Annotated in this window: 15 protein-coding genes and 1 tRNA gene; 7 read left to right on the forward strand and 9 right to left on the reverse strand. The window is 63.6% G+C overall.

Translation table 11 applies throughout. The features are described 5' to 3' along the window. Positions 1-126: 126 nt before the first annotated feature. From ABNP46_RS12875 to ABNP46_RS12885, 3 genes are all read right to left on the reverse strand, one after another. A complete protein-coding gene (locus ABNP46_RS12875; protein WP_349918279.1) occupies positions 127-1,179 on the reverse strand; it encodes a 3-keto-5-aminohexanoate cleavage protein in 1,053 nt (350 codons plus the stop codon). An 83-nt stretch (positions 1,180-1,262) separates the two neighbouring features. Then, complete coding sequence (locus tag ABNP46_RS12880; RefSeq protein ID WP_349918280.1) at positions 1,263-2,111, reverse strand: TauD/TfdA dioxygenase family protein; 849 nt, start codon at positions 2,109-2,111, stop codon at positions 1,263-1,265. Between the two features lie 70 nt (positions 2,112-2,181). Continuing rightward, entirely contained in the window at positions 2,182-3,162 is a 981-nt protein-coding gene (locus tag ABNP46_RS12885) for a quinone oxidoreductase family protein (protein WP_349918281.1), read from the reverse strand. A 365-nt stretch (positions 3,163-3,527) separates the two neighbouring features. Here ABNP46_RS12885 and prpB point away from each other — a divergent pair, with 365 nt between their 5' ends. The 4 genes from prpB to prpF all read left to right on the forward strand — a co-directional run bounded on the left by prpB (position 3,528) and on the right by prpF (position 9,576). After that, on the forward strand, positions 3,528-4,412 hold the full coding sequence (gene prpB, locus ABNP46_RS12890) for a methylisocitrate lyase (RefSeq protein ID WP_349918283.1): 885 nt from the start codon (positions 3,528-3,530) through the stop codon (positions 4,410-4,412). 63 nt (positions 4,413-4,475) lie between these two features. After that, the gene (gene prpC, locus ABNP46_RS12895) at positions 4,476-5,636 is read left to right on the forward strand and encodes a bifunctional 2-methylcitrate synthase/citrate synthase (RefSeq protein ID WP_349918285.1); all 1,161 of its coding nucleotides are present in this window, start codon (positions 4,476-4,478) and stop codon (positions 5,634-5,636) included. Next, positions 5,633-8,257, forward strand: a complete 2,625-nt coding sequence (gene acnD, locus ABNP46_RS12900; protein ID WP_349918287.1) for a Fe/S-dependent 2-methylisocitrate dehydratase AcnD — start codon at positions 5,633-5,635, stop codon at positions 8,255-8,257. Before prpC ends, acnD begins: the two co-directional genes overlap by 4 nt. A gap of 131 nt (positions 8,258-8,388) precedes the next feature. Then, positions 8,389-9,576 carry a 2-methylaconitate cis-trans isomerase PrpF gene (gene prpF / locus ABNP46_RS12905; protein WP_349918288.1) on the forward strand — a complete coding sequence of 396 codons (1,188 nt, stop codon included), beginning with the start codon at positions 8,389-8,391 and terminating at the stop codon, positions 9,574-9,576. Between the two features lie 90 nt (positions 9,577-9,666). Here the strand turns inward: prpF and ABNP46_RS12910 are convergent, their stop codons facing one another. Beyond that, on the reverse strand, positions 9,667-9,921 hold the full coding sequence (locus tag ABNP46_RS12910; protein WP_349918290.1) for a DUF6719 family protein: 255 nt from the start codon (positions 9,919-9,921) through the stop codon (positions 9,667-9,669). Positions 9,922-10,089: 168 nt separating this feature from the next. Then, positions 10,090-10,177, reverse strand: a tRNA-Ser gene (locus tag ABNP46_RS12915). A gap of 184 nt (positions 10,178-10,361) precedes the next feature. Between ABNP46_RS12915 and ABNP46_RS12920 the strand changes: the two genes are divergently transcribed. The 3 genes from ABNP46_RS12920 to ABNP46_RS12930 all read left to right on the forward strand — a co-directional run bounded on the left by ABNP46_RS12920 (position 10,362) and on the right by ABNP46_RS12930 (position 13,820). Continuing rightward, positions 10,362-11,018, forward strand: coding sequence for a Bax inhibitor-1/YccA family protein (locus ABNP46_RS12920; protein WP_349918291.1), 657 nt, complete (start codon positions 10,362-10,364; stop codon positions 11,016-11,018). Positions 11,019-11,285: 267 nt separating this feature from the next. Further along, positions 11,286-13,451: a YccS family putative transporter gene (yccS, locus tag ABNP46_RS12925; protein WP_349918293.1), complete on the forward strand. Its 2,166-nt coding sequence runs from the start codon at positions 11,286-11,288 to the stop codon at positions 13,449-13,451. 24 nt (positions 13,452-13,475) lie between these two features. After that, on the forward strand, positions 13,476-13,820 hold the full coding sequence (locus ABNP46_RS12930; protein WP_349918295.1) for a TusE/DsrC/DsvC family sulfur relay protein: 345 nt from the start codon (positions 13,476-13,478) through the stop codon (positions 13,818-13,820). A 51-nt stretch (positions 13,821-13,871) separates the two neighbouring features. Here the strand turns inward: ABNP46_RS12930 and dedD are convergent, their stop codons facing one another. The 4 genes from dedD to truA form a co-directional block, all read right to left on the reverse strand. After that, positions 13,872-14,648 carry a cell division protein DedD gene (dedD, locus tag ABNP46_RS12935; RefSeq protein ID WP_349918296.1) on the reverse strand — a complete coding sequence of 259 codons (777 nt, stop codon included), beginning with the start codon at positions 14,646-14,648 and terminating at the stop codon, positions 13,872-13,874. Between the two features lie 153 nt (positions 14,649-14,801). Further along, positions 14,802-16,055 (reverse strand): bifunctional tetrahydrofolate synthase/dihydrofolate synthase, encoded by a 1,254-nt coding sequence (folC, locus tag ABNP46_RS12940; protein ID WP_349918297.1) that lies wholly within the window; start codon positions 16,053-16,055, stop codon positions 14,802-14,804. A 13-nt stretch (positions 16,056-16,068) separates the two neighbouring features. After that, complete coding sequence (accD, locus tag ABNP46_RS12945) at positions 16,069-16,932, reverse strand: acetyl-CoA carboxylase, carboxyltransferase subunit beta (RefSeq protein ID WP_349918298.1); 864 nt, start codon at positions 16,930-16,932, stop codon at positions 16,069-16,071. A 119-nt stretch (positions 16,933-17,051) separates the two neighbouring features. Continuing rightward, complete coding sequence (truA, locus tag ABNP46_RS12950; protein ID WP_349918300.1) at positions 17,052-17,861, reverse strand: tRNA pseudouridine(38-40) synthase TruA; 810 nt, start codon at positions 17,859-17,861, stop codon at positions 17,052-17,054. Between the last annotated feature and the right edge of the window lie 188 nt (positions 17,862-18,049).

Here is an 18,049-nt window from a genome sequence, read left to right on the forward strand (position 1 = left end):
GCTGGAAACCCACTACTGACACATCACTCAAGTTGCCGGGTGCTGCATAGTGCAAGGGCTGCGGCCCTTTGGCAAACAGAGTTGACGGGGCGCGGCGCTTATTTTTCACACCGCGACCCAACTGGCTCAGGAGCGCTGGGGCACCCCTTTCTGGCCCTGGGAGCGGTTCGGCGCCATGCCGTTGGCAAGCAAGGTTTCCTCGACGCTGTCGTACTGCACCCCGATGCGATAGATGGCGCGCGCCTCCTTGCCGTTGGCCACCTCGCGGCCGAGCTCGTGGGCCACCCGCACGCACTGGCGGATCTGCTCCACCGAGCTCATGCGCTGGCCGTGCTGGCCGATGATGGTGTCCTCGATGCCGCAACGTGGGTGCAGCCCCATGGACATGGCCATCATGTTGAACGGCAGCACGTTTTTGAGCAGGGACTCGGCGGTCAGGGTGCAGCCATCCGGCGCGCGGTGGACGAAGTTGAAGAAGTTGAACGGGTTGGGGCCATCGAAGCCGCCGCCGATGCCGATCCAGGTCAGGTTCAGCGGCCCCATGTAGACGCCCTTGCGCACCAGCCGCTCCAGGGTCTCCATGGCGTGCATGCCGGTCAGCTGGAAGTGGGGCTGGATGCCGTTGGCCATCAGGCGCTTCAAGTGCTCCGCCACCCAGGCCGGGCCGGCCGGGACCGTCATCTCGCTGTAAGCAGCCTGATAGGCCGGATGGGCCAGGGAGGTACCTGCCAGGTATTCCGGGTAGAGCAGCTCCATGATGTTCATCTGGGTGGTGTTGATGGCGACCGTGACCTGATCCGGTTTCGGGGTCAGTTCAGCCAGCATGTGGCGGGTGTCGTCGGAGAGCCACTTGGCCGCCTCCCCCTCCCCTTCCGGCGCAAAAGAGATGGAGCCGCCGACCTGGATGATCATGTCCGGCACCGCCTTGCGCACCCCGGCGATCAGCTCGTTGAACTTGGACAGTCGCTTGGAGCCGGTGCCATCGAGCTCACGCACGTGCAGGTGCAGCACGGTCGCGCCCGCCTCGTAGCACTCCACCGCCTTCTGGATCTGCTCCTCCATGGTCACGGGGATGTCTTCCGGGAAGTCTTCAGGCGCCCACTCGGGGCCATAGGGCGCGACCGTGATGACTACCTTTTCCATGTTTTCCGGGTGCAGGGAATCGTCAAAAAATTGCATCTGTTTCTCTCCTTGAGGTGAAGCTCTGCCCGGGCGTTCCACTCATCCTGGGCAGCGTAATGGTTTGGCATTTTTCCACGTACCTAGAAGGGCTTGTCGCCCATGATCCCGGCCCGCTCCATCTTGCGATGACAGGGGGCATAATCCATGGCGGCATAGTGTTGGGTGCTGCGGTTGTCCCAGATGGCTATGCTTCCCGGCTGCCAGCGCCAGCGCACCTGGAACTCGGGGATATAGGCCTGGCTAATGAGGTAGCGCAGCAGATCGCTGCCCCCCATGCTGTAGTCTTGGCCGACCCGCACATGGGCCGGGGTGTGATAGTTGGTGAAGTGAGTGGCGAAGGCATTGACGAACAGGATCTTCTCGTCCGTCTCCGGGTGGGTGCGCACCACGGGGTGTTCGGCATCCGGAAACTGGGCCTTCAGGGCGAGGCGCTTCTCGATGGGCATGGCGGCGCCAAAACTCGCCTCTATGCTGTGACGGGCACGCAGCCCCGCAATCTTCTGTTTGATCTCCTCGGGCAGTGCATCGTAGGCCGCCGCCATGTTGGCCCAGAGGGTGTCCCCCCCTACTGGCGGACACTCCACGCAGCGCAGTACGCAGCCCATGGGGGGTTGCTCGCGCCAGGTGGCGTCCGTGTGCCAGGCGTTCTCGTAGCGATCGTTTGGCACCTCCGGCGACTTGTAGATGCGCACCAGACCGGGGTGGTCCGGATCGCTGCCCGCCACCGGGTGATCCTCCAGCTCGCCAAAGCGGCGGGCGAAGGCCACGTGATCGGCCCGGCTGAGCTCCTGATTGCGCAGGAACAGCACCTTGTGCCTGAGCAGCTGGGCGCGGATCTGTGCAAACAGATCCCCGTCGTGGACGGCATCCGCCAGCGTGACGCCAGACAGCTCGGCGCCAATATGGCAGGTCAGTTGTTCTACACGCATGTCTCTCTCCCTAGATGACAAGTCAGGCGACCGGACAAGCTCCCCACTCATGGTGCGGGAAACTCGCGCCCTAGATAACGAAGATGGAGGAGCCTGTGGTCTTGCGAGACTCCAGATCCCGGTGCGCCTGCGCCGCGTCCTGCAGCGCGTACTTCTGGTTGATCTCTATCTTGATCCGGCCGCTGGCCACGTGATCGAACAGCTCCCCCGCCAGGGCCTCCTTCTCGGCGGGATCGGCGAGGTAGTCGGCGAGCGCCGGCCGGGTCAGGTAGAGGGAACCCTTCATGGCCAACAACTGGGGGTTGAAGCCGTCGATGGGGCCGGAGGCGGTGCCGACGCAGACCATGAGGCCGCGGCGTTTCAGCGAATCAAGCGACCCCATGAAGGTGCTCTTGCCGACGCTGTCGAACACCACATCGACCCCCGCCCCTTCGGTCAGGGTGCGCACCCGCTGGGCCACGTCCTCACGGCTGTAGTCGATGATGTAGTCGCAGCCATGTGCCCGGGCCAGTTCCCCCTTGGCCTCGCTCGACACGGTACCGATCACCGTCAGCCCCAGCAGCTTGGCCCACTGGGCGACGATGAGACCCACACCACCGGCCGCAGCGTGCAGCAGGATGCGGTCACCGGGTTTGAAGTCGTGAATGCGGCGCATCAGGTAGGCGGACGTCAGGCCGCGCATGGTCATGGCGGCGGCGGTCTCGCAGGAGATGCTGTCCGGCAGTTTGATAAGCGGCGCGGCCGGGATCAGCCGTTCGGTCGAGTAAGCACCCAGGGTATTGATAAAACCGGTATAGGTGACGCGATCGCCGACGGCGACGTTGGTGACGCCCTCGCCCACCGCGTCGACCACACCGGCCGCCTCGACTCCCAGGCCATTGGGCAGCGGGATCGGGTAGGTGCCGTTACGAAAATAGGTGTCGGCATAGTTGAGACCGACTGCGGCGTGGCGCAGGCGCACCTGGCCAGGCCCGGGTTCACCGACACCAATCTCTTCATAACGCAGGACCTCGGGGCCCCCGGTTTCATAAAAGCGTATGGCGTTGGCCATGGCTGCTCTCCAATCCATTCGTGAGTGAAAATCTTCGTCCGGATTGAATCTAGGGGGTTACGTAAACGTCCGCTTTGCATCGGGCGACAGCCACTTTTCATCTCATGACAGTCCTTTCGAATCCGTTGAAGCCCGGTAGTGAAGAGGACAGAATCCCCTTGAACCCCCATGGCGACGGTGCCATGACCAGGTCTTGCCTGGAAGCAAAGAGCCTATCTGTTTGACTCAAAAGACGTTATCGCAATGCCGCCGAAGGCGGCGCCCCAGGGGCTCAACCTTCGACCTAAGGCGCATTGACGTTAACGTAAACGTGGTGTCAGATAGTACTATCCGCAGCAGACAAGAAGCCCATGAAAGGAGTCACAATGTCCAAGCTATCCCCCTCGGCCGGTACCCGTTTTCGCACTGCCCTGGCCAATGAGAAACCCCTGCAGATCGTCGGTACCATCAACGCCTACATGGCGCTGATGGCCGAGCGCAGCGGTTTCAAGGCCCTCTATCTGTCCGGTGCCGGGGTGGCCAACGCCTCCTTCGGCCTGCCGGATCTGGGCATGACCTCCATGAATGACGTGCTGATTGATGCAGAACGCATCACGGCCGCCACCCAGGTTCCCCTGCTGGTGGACATAGACACGGGCTGGGGCGGCGCCTTCAACATCGCCCGCACCGTCCGAGCCTTCGAGCGCGGTAGCGTGGCCGCCGTCCACATGGAAGATCAGGTTGCCCAGAAGCGCTGCGGTCACAGACCGAACAAGGCGGTGGTCTCCATCGCCGAGATGGTGGACAGGATCAAGGCCGCGGTAGACGCCCGCCAGGACGAGAGCTTCGTCATCATGGCCCGCACCGATGCCCTCGCGGTGGAAGGGCTGGGCTCGGCGCTGGAGCGCGCCGCCGCCTACGTGGAGGCGGGCGCCGACATGATCTTCGCCGAGGCGGTCACCGAGCTGGGTCAGTACAATCGCTTCAAGCAGGCCGCCGGGGTCCCCATCCTCGCCAACATGACCGAATTTGGCAAAACCGAGCTGTTTGACAAGGAGGCACTGGCTGACCACGGCGTTGACATGGTGCTCTACCCCCTGAGCGCCGCTCGCGCCGCCAATCAGGCCGCCCTCAATGTCTATCAGCAGCTGCGCCGCGATGGCCACCAGCGCGCCGTGGTCGACACCATGCAGACCCGGGAGTCCCTCTACGACTTCCTCGGTTATCACCACTACGAGCAGACCCTGGACAGACTGTTCACCAAGGAATAAGCCGCGACCAGCCGCCTCATGCTGGCGGCTGGCGCTTCAACGGACTGAATGAGGAAACATGTGATGAGCGCCATTCCCGAAACGACCACCGGCTTCAAGCCCAAGAAATCCGTCGCCCTCTCCGGCACCGCCGCCGGCAACACGGCCCTGTGTACCGTGGGCCTCTCCGGCAACGATCTGCACTATCGCGGCTACGATATCCTGGACGTGGCCACCAGCTGCGAGTTCGAGGAGATTGCCCACCTGCTGGTGCACGGGCATCTTCCCAATGTGGCTGAGCTCGCCGCCTACAAGGCCAAGCTCAAGGCCCTGCGCGGTCTGCCCACCGGGGTCAAGACCGCCCTGGAGCAACTGCCCCCGAGCGCCCATCCCATGGATGTGATGCGCACCGCCGTCTCCGTGCTCGGCTGCCTCTCCCCGGAGAAGGACGATCACAACCACCCGGGCGCCCGCGACATCGCCGACAAGCTGATGGCCTGCTTAGGATCCGTGCTGCTCTACTGGTATCACTTCAGCCACAACGGCAAACGCATCTTCGTCGAAACCGATGACGACTCCATCGGCGGCCACTTCCTGCACCTGCTGCATGGCGAGAAGCCCCGAGCCTCCTGGGTACGCGCCATGCACACCTCCCTCATCCTCTACGCCGAGCATGAGTTCAACGCCTCCACCTTCACCGGCCGGGTCATCGCCGGCACCGGCTCCGACATGTACTCCTGCATCACGGGGGCCATCGGCGCCCTGCGTGGGCCCAAGCACGGCGGCGCCAACGAGGTGGCGTTCGAGATCCAGAAGCGTTACGAGAACCCGGATGACGCCGAGGCCGACATTCGCGCCCGGGTCGAGAGAAAAGAAGTGGTCATCGGCTTCGGCCACCCCGTCTACACCGTCTCCGACCCGCGCAACCACGTGATCAAGCAGGTGGCGAGCGATCTCAGCCAGGAGCAGCACAACACCAAGATGTTCGACATCGCCGCGCGCCTCGAAGAGGTAATGTGGGACGCCAAGAAGATGTTCCCGAACCTCGACTGGTTCAGCGCCGTCAGCTATCACATGATGGGGGTGCCCACCGCCATGTTCACCCCGCTGTTCGTCATCGCCCGCACCTCCGGCTGGTCCGCCCACGTCATCGAGCAGCGCATCGACGGCAAGATCATCCGCCCGAGCGCCAACTACGTCGGCCCGGAAGATCTGCGCTTCGTGCCGCTCAAGGAGCGCCCATGAGCCACGTCAACAACCAATACCGCAAGCCCCTGCCCGGCACGGCGCTTGACTACTTCGACGCCCGCGCGGCGGTCGAGGCCATCGCGCCCGGCGCCTGGGACAGGCTCTCCTATACGGCCCGCGTGCACGCCGAGAACCTGGTACGCAAATGCGATCCGGCCATCCTCACCGAGTGCCTAACCCAGATCGCCCTGAACAAGCGTGATCGCGACTTCCCCTGGTTCCCGGCCCGGGTGGTCTGCCACGACATCCTGGGCCAGACAGCCCTGGTAGATCTCGCCGGACTGCGTGACGCCATCGCCGATCAGGGGGGTGATCCTGCCAAGGTCAACCCTGTGGTGCCGGTGCAGCTCATCGTCGATCACTCGCTCGCCGTCGAGTGTGGCGGCTTCGACCCCGATGCGTTTGCGAAGAACCGCGCCATCGAGGATCGCCGCAATGAGGATCGCTTCCACTTCATCAACTGGACCAAGCAGGCGTTCAAGAACATCGAGGTGATCCCGCCCGGCAACGGCATCATGCACCAGATCAACCTGGAGAAGATGTCGCCGGTCATTCACGCCGATCGCGGTCTCGCCTACCCGGACACCTGCGTCGGCACCGACAGCCACACTCCCCACGTTGACGCCCTCGGCGTCATCGCCGTCGGGGTGGGCGGGTTGGAAGCCGAGAACGTCATGCTGGGGCGCGCCTCCTGGATGCGGCTGCCGGAGATCGTCGGCGTAGAGCTGACCGGCAAGCCGCAACCCGGCATCACGGCCACCGATGTGGTGCTCTCCTTGACCGAATTCCTGCGCCAGCAGAAGGTGGTCGGCGCCTATCTGGAGTTCCGTGGCGAGGGCGCCGCCGCCCTGACCCTCGGCGATCGGGCCACCATCTCCAACATGGCGCCGGAATACGGCGCCACCGCGGCCATGTTCTTCATCGACCAGCAAACCCTCGACTACCTGCGCCTGACCGGTCGCGACGACGAGCAGGTCAGGCTGGTGGAGACCTACGCCAGGGAGGCGGGCCTCTGGGCCGATGCCCTCGCAAGCGCCCAGTACGAGCGCGTGCTGCACTTCGATTTGTCGAGCGTGGTGCGCACCCTGGCCGGACCCTCCAACCCCCATCGACGCCTGCCGGTCTCCGCCCTGGCGGAGCGTGGCATCGCGGTGGATCTGGACAAGGCCCGCACCCAGGAGGCCGACGGCCTGCTGCCGGATGGCGCCGTCATCATCGCCGCCATCACCAGTTGCACCAACACCAGCAACCCGCGCAACGTGATTGCCGCAGGCCTGCTGGCCCGCAACGCCAACCGGCTCGGTCTGGTGCGCAAACCCTGGGTCAAATCGTCTCTCGCGCCCGGCTCCAAGACAGTCGCCCTGTATCTGAAAGAAGCGGGGCTGGACGAGGAGCTGGAGCGACTCGGCTTCGGCGTGGTGGCCTTTGCTTGCACCACCTGCAACGGCATGTCCGGCGCGCTCGATCCCGCCATCCAGCAGGAGATCGTCGAGCGGGATCTCTATGCCACCGCCGTGCTGTCCGGTAACCGCAACTTCGATGGCCGCATCCACCCCTATGCCAAGCAGGCGTTCCTCGCCTCCCCTCCCCTGGTGGTGGCCTACGCCATCGCCGGTACCATCCGCTTCGATATCGAGAAGGATGTGCTGGGAGTGGTGAACGGCGAGGAAATCCGCCTCAAAGACATCTGGCCGTCGGATGAAGAGATCGACGCCGTGGTACGCGCGGCGGTCAAACCGTCCCAGTTCCGCCAGGTCTATATCCCCATGTTCACCATCGAGGAAGACCAGGGTCCCAAGGTGGCACCGCTCTATGACTGGCGTCCCCAGAGCACCTATATCCGTCGCCCGCCCTACTGGGAAGGGGCATTGGCGGGTGAGCGCACCCTGCGCGGCATGCGGCCGCTGGCGGTGCTGCCAGACAACATCACCACCGACCACCTCTCGCCCTCCAACGCCATACTGCGCAGCAGCGCGGCGGGGGAATACCTGCACAAGATGGGCCTGCCGGAGGAGGACTTCAACTCCTACGCCACCCACCGCGGCGATCACCTGACCGCCCAGCGCGCCACCTTCGCCAACCCCCAGCTAGTCAACGAGATGGCGGTGGTCAACGGCGCCGTGAAGAAGGGCTCCCTGGCTCGCGTCGAGCCGGAAGGCCGGGTGATGCGGATGTGGGAGGCGATAGAGACCTACATGGAGCGCAAGCAGCCGCTCATCATCGTCGCCGGCGCCGACTACGGGCAAGGCTCGTCCCGGGACTGGGCGGCCAAGGGGGTGCGGCTGGCAGGGGTGGAGGTGATCGCGGCGGAAGGTTTCGAGCGCATTCACCGCACCAACCTCATCGGCATGGGGGTACTGCCCCTGGAGTTCAAACCGGGCACCACCCGTGTGACCCTTGGGCTGGACGGCACCGAGACCTATGACGTGGTGGGGATGCGCAAACCACGCGCCGATCTCACCCTCGTGATCCGCCGTCGCAGCGGCGAGGTAGTCGAGGTGCCCATGACCTGTCGCCTCGACACCGCCGAGGAGGTCTCGGTCTACGAGGCGGGCGGCGTGCTGCAGCGCTTCGCCCAGGACTTCCTGGAGTCGACGGCCCACAAGGCCGCCAGCTAATATCGGGCCAGGCCTGCCTCCCTTTGGGAGAGGGTTGGGTGAGGGAACATGCGTCTCCCTCACCCGACTCCCCCTTCGGGCACCTTCTCCCCAGCAGAGAAGCTTCTATCACCCTTTTTTGGACGATTTCTATGGCCCACCAACCACAAGTCAAAATCCCGGCCACCTATCTGCGCGGCGGTACCAGCAAGGGGGTCTTCTTCCGCCTGCAAGATCTGCCCGAGCCCTGCCAGGTGCCCGGCCCGGCCCGCGACAACCTGTTTATGCGGGTGATCGGCAGCCCGGACCCCTACAGCGCCCATATCGACGGCATGGGAGGGGCGACCTCATCCACCTCCAAGTGCGTGATCCTCTCCAAGAGCAGCCAGCCCGATCACGACGTGGACTACCTTTACGGCCAGATCGCCATCGACAAGGCGTTCGTGGACTGGAGCGGCAACTGCGGCAACCTCTCCACCGGCGCCGGCGCCTTCGCCATCCACGCGGGTCTGGTGGACCCGGCCCGCATCCCGGACAACGGCACCTGCATGGTGCGAGTCTGGCAGGCCAACATCGGCAAGACCATCATCGCCCATGTACCGATAATGGGGGGTCAGGTGCAGGAGACCGGCGACTTCGAGCTGGATGGGGTCACCTTCCCCGCCGCCGAAATCGTGCTGGAGTTTCTCGACCCTTCGGATGATGGGGAAGAGGGCGGCGCCCTCTTCCCCACCGGCAATCTGATAGACAAGCTGGAAGTACCAGGCATAGGCACCCTGCAGGCAACCATGATTACTGCCGGCATCCCCACCGTCTTCGTCAATGCCGAGGACATCGGTTATGCGGGCACCGAGCTGCGGGAAGCGATCAACACGGATCCTGAGGCCCTCGCCCGCTTCGAGGCGATCCGCATCGCCGGCGCCCTGCGCATGGGGCTCATCAAAGCGCCAGAAGAAGCCGCGACCCGCCAACACACGCCGAAGATCGCCTTCGTCGCGCCGGCGAAGGACTATCGCACCGCCAGCGGCAAGGAAGTGAAAGCCCGTGACGTCGATCTGCTGGTGCGGGCCCTCTCCATGGGCAAGCTGCACCACGCCATGATGGGCACCTGCGCGGTGGCCATCGGTACGGCGGCCGCCATCCCGGGCACCCTGGTCAACCTGGCGGCGGGTGGCGGCGAGCGGGAAGCGGTGCGCTTCGGCCACCCCTCCGGCACCCTGCGGGTGGGGGCACAGGCTCGTCAGGTGAACGGGGAGTGGACCGTCACCAAGGCGGTGATGTCCCGCTCAGCCCGCATCCTGATGGAGGGCTGGGTACGGGTACCGGGAGATGCCTTCTAGCCCGCCCCTCCTCCTTTGCCCCATAAAAAAGAGCCAGGGCAGCTGCCTTGGCTCTTTTTTTAAGCATTTTTCGCTACCACAACCCCATTCTCATTGTGGCCTGGGCACACACTCCACCTGGCGCGGAATATTCCGCTTGGCATCGCCGCCGATCAGCTGCTTCACCTGACTGGCCGGACACTGGCCATCGTCCACATAGACCTTCTTCCCGTACGCGAGGCCACCGGGCGGGGGATCCTGCGGCAGATACTCGACGGGCTCGGGCACCAGGGTCGCACATCCCGCCATCAAGGCGGCCGCACACCCCATCGCCAGCAACCCTCCACGCTTCCATGTCACCGCCATAGGCACTCCCACTCATGGTTCCGATGCGGGCAGAGCCATCCCCTGCCCCACATTGACCCAGCCAGTGTAGCCAGCGCCGCCGCCCCCTCGAAAGTGCCTCCAGGCGCCGCTGTGACGAGATCAGACACAAAAAAGCCCAAACGACATGATCGCTTGGGCCATAGAAGATGGCGGAGGAGGTGGGATTTGAACCCACGGATGGTCGCCCATCGCCGGTTTTCAAGACCGGTGCATTCAGCCGCTCTGCCACCCCTCCGAACGGAGGGCATACTACGTCAGGCGCTTGTTCATATGCAATACATATTTACTCTGGGATAGTGGGGAGAACGAGGCTGGGGGGCCACTTGAAATCAGGGCTCGTCATCCACACATTCAGTGCATACAATGCGTTAACGAAGCGGAATTCTCCGCCTCAACCCGGAAATCAAGAGGACATCAAGATGGATACCCGTTCTATCTACACCGGCACCCAGGGTGCCGTGCGCGATACCAACAAGGTGCTGCGCAATACCTATATGCTGCTATCCCTCACTCTTGGCTTCTCTGCCGTGGTGGCCGGGATTGCCACCGTGATGAACATGCCGCCCCTGCACTGGGCCATCTTCCTCGTCGGTGTCTACGGTCTGATGTTCCTGACCCAGAAGAACCGCGACAACGGCATGGGGCTGGTGTTCACCTTCGCCCTGACCGGTCTGATGGGCTATAGCCTGGGCCCCATCATCAACATGTACATGAACAACGGCGGCGGCGAGATCGTGATGACCGCCCTGGGTGGCACTGCGCTCACCTTCTTCGGTCTGTCCGCCTATGCCCTGACCACCAAGCGGGATCTCTCCTTCATCGGCGGCATGCTGTTCGTCGGTTTCTGGGTGCTGCTGGTGGCGATGATCGCCAACATCTTCCTGCAGATGAGTGCCCTGAGCCTGGCCCTGTCCGCCATGTTCATGCTGTTCTCCTCCGGCGCCATCCTGCTGACGACCCAGCAGATCGTGCGCGGCGGCGAGACCAACTACATCTCCGCGACCGTGACCCTGTACGTGTCCATCTACAACATCTTCCTGAGCCTGCTGAGCCTGCTTGGCGGCAACCGCAACTAATCAGGTCTCCTGATACAGAAAACCCCGCTTCGGCGGGGTTTTTATTGTCTGCCTCCCCTGTTAAGGTCAAGGCAAAGAGACCGAGCCGCATGAAGAACCCGGCCCTGATTTGGATCAGGGCTCTTTTGTGGCCGAGCGGCTATTCTCTCGCTTTCGATTCGCTCAAGGGTTGCACCTGTCCCATGTCCATGGATTTTGCCAGTCTGGCGCACCACTCATTGCTTGCTCACCCTGTCGATAACACGGCGCTCAAGGACGACCTTCCCCATGCCCATTGATCTCGCCGGCCTGTTGCGCCGCCTGCTGTCTGACAGCCATATCTACTTCGCCCTCAAGGTGCTGCTGGCCATCCTGGGGCTGCTCGCCTTCGCCCTGATACAGGGAGACATCCAGCTCACCGTGCTGCTCTCCCTCGGGGTGGTGGCCGGAGCCATCGCCGAGACCGACGACAGCCTCTGGGGCCGGGTGAAAAACCTCGCCATGACGCTGGTCTGCTTCCTGTTCGCCTCCCTGTGCGTGCAATATCTCTTCCCCACCCCCTGGCTGTTTGCCATCGGGCTGGCCGGCTCGACCTTCATCTTCGTGATGGTGGGGGCGCTCGGCCAGCGCTATGCCACCATCAGCTTCGGCTCGCTGCTGATTGCCATCTACACCATGCTGGGGGCCGCCAAGGCGCCGGATCTCTTCTATCAACCCCTGGCGCTCGGTGCCGGCGCCCTCTGGTACGGGCTGGTGTCGCTGCTCTGGCTCTGGCTGCTGCCCTACAAGACCCTGCACGAGCAGCTTGCCCAGAGCTACTTCGCCCTCGCCCGCTATCTGCTGGAGAAATCCCGCTTCTTCCCGGCGGACGAACACGGCGCCCAGGCCATTCGCCACAACCTGGCCCAGCTCAACATCAACCTGGTCAATGCCCTGAACCTCACCAAGACGGCTCTCAATGCGCGACTGAACGCCCGCTCCGGCCACCGTCATCAGGTCGCCCCCGAGCTCGCCAGCCTGCTGCGCCTCTATCTGCTGGCGCTGGAAATCCAGGAGCGCGCCACCTCCAGCCACTACCCCTACAGCCGACTCGAAGCCGAGCTCAAGCAAGGCATAGTGCTGGACGGCTTCCAGGAGGTGTTTCTGCAACTCTCAGAGGCGTGCCAGCAGCTCGGCTACGCCATCCTGGTGCACAAGCCCTATGTCCACCACAAGCGCATCCACTGGACCCTCGAGGCCCTCGGCGATCAGCTGGAGTTCACTCATCTCAAGCAGCACTACCCCAAGACCTTGCTGACGCCGATGAAGTTTTTGCGCCGCAACCTCGCCAGCATCAACCAACTGCTGACCAATGCCGAGGATCTGCAAAACCCGGCCCTGCCCCCCGCGGATCTGCCCGTCCTCGCCAACCCGGCGCCCCTGCCGCTGCTGGCCATGCTCAGACAGCACCTGACCCCGAATTCCATGGTGTTTCGCCACGCCCTGCGCCTGTCGCTCGGCCTGGTGGTGGGCTATGGCATCCTGCAGGCCTTCCAGCTCGACAAGGGCTACTGGATCCTGCTGACGGTGCTCTTCGTCTGCCAGCCGAGTTACAGCGCCACCCGCCGCCGGCTGGTGCAGCGCATGCTCGGCACCTTCGCCGGCATCCTCATCGGGGTACCCGTGCTCTGGCTCTTCCCCGAACTGCACCTGCAACTCGGCATCATGGGGCTGGCCGCCTTCCTGTTCTTCACCCAGGTGCGCAGCAACTACAGCGCCGCGGTCTGCTTCATCACCCTCTATGTGCTGATGGCGTTCAACCTGCTGGACGGCATCGGCTTCGCCATCCTGGGGCCACGCCTGCTCGACACCCTGCTCGGCTGTTTGCTCTCCTACGCCCTGGTGGCCTGGCTCTGGCCGGACTGGCAATACAAGCGGCTGCCAAGCCTCATCGCCAACTCCCTGTCCGCCAATGCCCGCTACCTGTCGGTGGTACTTACCAGCCTGCACCGTCAGCGGGACGAATCCCTCGACTACCGGGTTGCCCGCAAATGCGCTCACCTCGCCGACAGCGAGCTGGCCATGGCCTGGCAGAGCATGCTGGTGGAGCCGAGCAAGCGCCGCCGCTTCCTCGATCTCTGCTTCACCCTTACCTGGCGCAACCATGCCCTGCTCTCCTACATCTCGGCCCTCGGTGCCCATCGCGACAAGCTGGAGGCCTTGGACGGGCTCGACGAGATCGGCCGCCACATCAGCCACACCCTGGAGCAGGCCGCCGGCCATCTGGGCGGCGAGATCCCGTCGAGGCTCGAGGGGCAGTGCCCCGCGCTCTCCCCGGACAGCAGCGAGGAGCAGCTGATGCTGACCCAGCAGCTCAGCCTCATCAGCGAGCTGGCGGACGAGCTGCTGGATTTGGCCAACCAGAGCCGGTTGCTCACACAGGGGCAAGGCGCTACCATGCCCGCCCAATCCTGATCACCCCTTTGCGAGGAGCCCCTTATGTCTGAGCCTCATCCGCTGGAATTCAACGGCCAAACCATCGAGACCGATGCCAAGGGCTATCTGCGCCATAGCGAGCAATGGAGCGAGGCGCTGGCCCTGGTGCTGGCCGAACGGGAAGGCATAGTGCTGGAGGAGCCTCACTGGGAGGTGGTGCGTTTCGTGCGGGCGTTTTATCTGGAGTTCAACACCTCCCCCGCCATCCGCGCCCTGGTCAAGGCGATGGAGAAGCAGTACGGCCCCGAAAAGGGCAACAGTCGCTATCTCTACAAGCTGTTCCCGGAGGGGCCCGCCAAGCAGGCGACCAAGATAGCCGGCCTGCCCAAACCGGTGAAATGCATCTAATAAAAAACCGCGCCAAGGCGCGGTTTTTTATTGCAGGCGAAGGGGTCAGCCTCAGGGGTTGTAGGCCACCACAGAGCCACCGAGCCCTGTCATCTGGCTTATCTTGCTCTGCATGCCCTGCAGCTTCGCCTTGGAGACATCCGGCCCGATGAAGACCCGGGTGATCTGGCCCTGCACCGGCGTTCTCGGCGAGGTCTGGGCCGAATAGCCGGCGGCCCGCAGCTTGCTCACCAGGGCATTGACACTGTCTGCGTTCTTGAAGGCGCCGAGTTGCAGGATCCAGCTGCCCTGGGCCGGGGCGGCGGCCGGTGCCGGCGTGGCGGTCGTCATCTTGCTCGCGATGAGATCGTCCATGGTCTTGATCTGGCCAACCTGCGGCTTGCTCGGCTCGGGCTTTTTCACCTCCACCGGCTTGGGCGGAACCGGTTTTGGCTTGGGCTGCTCCACCGGTTTCTGGGCCACTACCACGGGTTTGGGCTGGGCAACCGGCTGGGTCACCGGCGCCGTGGCCGGTTGCTGTACCGGCTGGGCTGCGGGCTGCTGGCCGTTGTCGGCCAGCGTCACGGTATTGCCAATCTCCTCCACCTGCCACTGCTGGGCCGCAGCGGCCTGCTGCTGGCTCGCCGCATGTTCCGCCGGCAGAGTGCTGGCGGCCGAGACCTGCAACTCGGGCTTGGCGGGCTCCAGCTCGGGGCGCAGGGGGATATTGGCAAAGGCCTCGTCCTTTTGCTCCAGCTTGTTGCCATCCATCAGATCCGGCAGAAAGATGACCACCAGGGCGACCAGGATGACGGTCCCCACCAATCTGTTTTGAAACTTAGAAGCCAAGTTAATTCCCACCCATGTTACTTAGAATGCACTGCTATTTCTGCAGATTTCAGTGATAACTGACCACCCAGTGGCATCGAGACCAGATGAACTGCTACCCATGCGATCTTGTTAGGCATCTGATGCCAAAAGTCCAGGCTCGCGACCAGCCCATCAGGCCTTCGTCGCCAGCACCTCGGCGACAGTGTAAAACGAGCCGAACACAATGACCATATCATCAGGACTCGATGCGGCCAGTGCAGCCCCATAAGCCTCGGTCACTGACGCAAATTGTGCGCCCGGTCCCTGCTCATGCAGGGCGGCCGCCAACTGGGCCGAGGCGGCGGCGCGGGGGCCATGGAGGCTCGCAAGATACCACTCATCGATGAGCCCCGTCAGCTCGGCCAGGGAGCCCGCCATGTCTTTGTCCTTGAGCATGCCGACCACGGCACGTCGTTTCCCCGAGCAGGGGATCTGGCGCAGCTGGCTGGCAAGATAGGCCGCCGAATGGGGATTGTGGGCCACATCGACGATGACCAGGGGATCCTGTTGCAGGCGCTGCATGCGTCCCGCGAGGCGCGCATCCGCCAGCCCCTGGCGAATGGCAGCCTCCGGCAACGGCAAGCCGAGGGATTCGAGCGCCGCCAGCACCGTCACCGCGTTCATCAGCGGCAGGGCGGGCTTGGGCAAACCCTGCCAGTGGTGCAGGCCATGGTAATCCCAGTGATCGCCCTGCTCATCCCCATGAAAATCCACCCCGACCTGGCGCAGACAGGCACCCAGACGGTGCGCTTCGCTGGCGATGGTGGCGGGCGGGTTGGGCTCGCCGCTGATGGCGGGTTTTCCCTTGCGATAGACGCCAGCCTTCTCAACCGCCACCGCCTCCCGGGTATCCCCGAGCCAGTCGCAGTGATCCAGCGCGATGGAGGTGATCATGGCCACATCGGATTCCACCACATTGGTGGCATCGAGCCGACCGCCCAGCCCCACTTCCAGCAGGAGCACGTCCGGCGCGGCACGGCAAAACAGCCAGAGCCCGGCCAGGGTCGCGAACTCGAAGAAGGTGAGCGCTATCTCGGCGCGGGCGGCCTCCACGGCGGCAAACGCGGCGCAGTGTTCCTCATCGGGCAGCTCGGCACCATCGAGTCGCACCCGCTCGGTGAAACGCAGCAGGTGCGGCGAGGAGTAGACGCCGACCTTGTAACCGGCCGCCATCAGTATGCTGGCAGCCATGGCGCAGGAGGAACCCTTGCCGTTGGTACCCGCCACCGTCACGACCTTGAACGGCAGTTCGGTGAGCCCCATGCGGCGCGCGACGGCACCGACCCTATCCAGCCCCATGTCGATATTGACCGGGTGGATCTGCTCCAAATAAGAAAGCCAGTCGCTGAGCGACCGGCTTTGGGAAGATTGCATCTGTGAACTCATCTTACGGCTCGATTCACTCTTCGATGACGTGAGTGTTCATCAGCTTGGCCAGCAGGCCGGCCAGGCGGTCACGCATCTCGCGCCGGTCGATGATGAGATCGATGGCGCCCTTCTCCAGCAGGAACTCGGAGCGCTGGAAGCCTTCCGGCAGCTTCTCGCGCACGGTCTGCTCGATGACGCGCGGGCCGGCGAAGCCGATCAACGCCTTGGGCTCGCCCACGTTGATGTCACCCAGCATGGCGAGACTCGCGGAGACGCCACCCATGGTGGGGTCGGTCAGCACGGAGATGAAGGGCAGACCGGCCTTGGTGAGTCGGTCCAGCGCCGCACTGGTCTTGGCCATCTGCATCAGGGAGAACAGTGCCTCCTGCATGCGCGCCCCGCCGGAGGTGGAGAAGCAGACCAGGCCACGACCTTCCTTGATGCTCTCCTCGACGGCGCGCACGAAGCGGGCACCGACCACGGAGGACATGGAGCCACCGATGAAGGAGAACTCGAACGAACAGGCGACGACCGGTACCCCCTTGAGGGTTCCTTTCATCACCACCAGCGCATCTTTTTCTCCCGTCTCTTTCTGGGCGGCAGACAAACGATCCTTGTAGCGCTTGGAATCCTTGAATTTCAAGATGTCCTGCGGCTCCAGCTCGGCAGCAACCTCGCTGCGGCCTTCTACGTCGAGGAAGCTCTCGAGACGGGCGCGGGCACTGATCCGCATATGATGATCGCACTTGGGGCACACTTCGAGATTGCGCTCCAGTTCTGCCCGGTAGAGTACCTGTTCGCAAGACGTGCACTTGGTCCACACCCCTTCCGGGATGTTGTGACGACGCGGTGTAGTGATCTTGCTCTTGGGAAGGATCTTCTCAAGCCAGCTCATGGAATTCCTTAATGCTTTTGTGCCTGACAAAACACATCGGGCCTTGGTTGTTCAATGACTTAAGGGCTCGATGGCAATAAATAACGGGTCATTAAACCACAAATTTTCGGGCCCAGTTACTAAAAACTGGTCGTACCCGGTGCCGAGTCCGGCAGCCAGAGCGGACCGAGTGGCAACTGCGGCAGGCCGAACTCGGCCGGGTAATCCACGTCTACCAGATAGAGGCCTCCCGCCTTGGCGGTGGGGCCGGCCAGGTTGCGATCCTTCTGGGCCAGCACCTCGGCAATCCACTCCACCGGTTTCTGCCCCTGCCCCACCAGCAACAGGGAGCCGGTGATGTTGCGCACCATGTGGTGCAGGAAGGCGTTGGCCTTGATGTCGAGCACGATATAGGGACCGGAGCGGCTGACGCACAGGTGGGTCACGTTGCGCCAGGGGGTGTTGGACTGGCAGGCGATGGCCCGGAAGGTACTGAAGTCATGCTCCCCGAGCAGGCTCTGGCCCGCCTGATGCATCAGCGCCGCGTCTATGGTCTCGTGATAGTGGCTGACGCCGCTACCCAGGATCGCCGGGCGGTAGTTGTGGTTGTAGATGATGTAGCGATAGCGGCGGGCGGTGGCGCTGAAGCGGGCATGGAAGTTTTCATCCACCTCCTTGACCCAGCGCACCCCGATGTCCGGCGGCAGATTGGAATTCAGGCCCAGCGTCCAGGCGGACTCGGCACGATTGGACTCGGTATCGAAGTGGATCACCTGACCGGTGCCGTGGACCCCGGCGTCGGTCCGCCCGGCGCACTGGATGGAGACCGGATGGTTGGCGATGCGGCTGATGGCTTTTTCAAGCTCTTCCTGGACGCTGATCACTTCTCGCTGACGCTGCCAGCCGAAATACCGGCTGCCGTCATATTCAATACCTAGGGCAATTCGCATGGATGAAACTTGTCTTCTGGGGAAAGGATGAAAGAAACGGGGCGGATTATACCCGCTCGGGGCAAAAGTCCCAAACCCGTGACCTCAAGCAGGCGGGGGCCCACGGCCGGGCGCTCTCCCCCTGAGGGCCCAAGCCTTGGCAGACGAGCAGGCCGCTTCTGAAACGAAAAGGCAGCCCGCAGGCTGCC

The sequence above is a fragment of the Aeromonas veronii genome, from assembly GCF_040215105.1.
Classification (GTDB): Bacteria; Pseudomonadota; Gammaproteobacteria; order Enterobacterales; family Aeromonadaceae; genus Aeromonas; species Aeromonas veronii_G.

Excerpts from the sequence above, each read along its gene's own strand:
- ABNP46_RS12875 (WP_349918279.1), bottom strand. The coding sequence starts at position 1,179 with ATGCAATTTTTTGACGATTCCCTGCACCCGGAAAACATGGAAAAGGTA.
- ABNP46_RS12880 (WP_349918280.1), bottom strand. The coding sequence starts at position 2,111 with ATGCGTGTAGAACAACTGACCTGCCATATTGGCGCCGAGCTGTCTGGC.
- ABNP46_RS12885 (WP_349918281.1), bottom strand. The coding sequence starts at position 3,162 with ATGGCCAACGCCATACGCTTTTATGAAACCGGGGGCCCCGAGGTCCTG.
- prpB (WP_349918283.1), top strand. The coding sequence starts at position 3,528 with ATGTCCAAGCTATCCCCCTCGGCCGGTACCCGTTTTCGCACTGCCCTG.
- prpC (WP_349918285.1), top strand. The coding sequence starts at position 4,476 with ATGAGCGCCATTCCCGAAACGACCACCGGCTTCAAGCCCAAGAAATCC.
- acnD (WP_349918287.1), top strand. The coding sequence starts at position 5,633 with ATGAGCCACGTCAACAACCAATACCGCAAGCCCCTGCCCGGCACGGCG.
- prpF (WP_349918288.1), top strand. The coding sequence starts at position 8,389 with ATGGCCCACCAACCACAAGTCAAAATCCCGGCCACCTATCTGCGCGGC.
- ABNP46_RS12910 (WP_349918290.1), bottom strand. The coding sequence starts at position 9,921 with ATGGCGGTGACATGGAAGCGTGGAGGGTTGCTGGCGATGGGGTGTGCG.
- ABNP46_RS12920 (WP_349918291.1), top strand. The coding sequence starts at position 10,362 with ATGGATACCCGTTCTATCTACACCGGCACCCAGGGTGCCGTGCGCGAT.
- yccS (WP_349918293.1), top strand. The coding sequence starts at position 11,286 with ATGCCCATTGATCTCGCCGGCCTGTTGCGCCGCCTGCTGTCTGACAGC.
- ABNP46_RS12930 (WP_349918295.1), top strand. The coding sequence starts at position 13,476 with ATGTCTGAGCCTCATCCGCTGGAATTCAACGGCCAAACCATCGAGACC.
- folC (WP_349918297.1), bottom strand. The coding sequence starts at position 16,055 with ATGAGTTCACAGATGCAATCTTCCCAAAGCCGGTCGCTCAGCGACTGG.
- accD (WP_349918298.1), bottom strand. The coding sequence starts at position 16,932 with ATGAGCTGGCTTGAGAAGATCCTTCCCAAGAGCAAGATCACTACACCG.
- truA (WP_349918300.1), bottom strand. The coding sequence starts at position 17,861 with ATGCGAATTGCCCTAGGTATTGAATATGACGGCAGCCGGTATTTCGGC.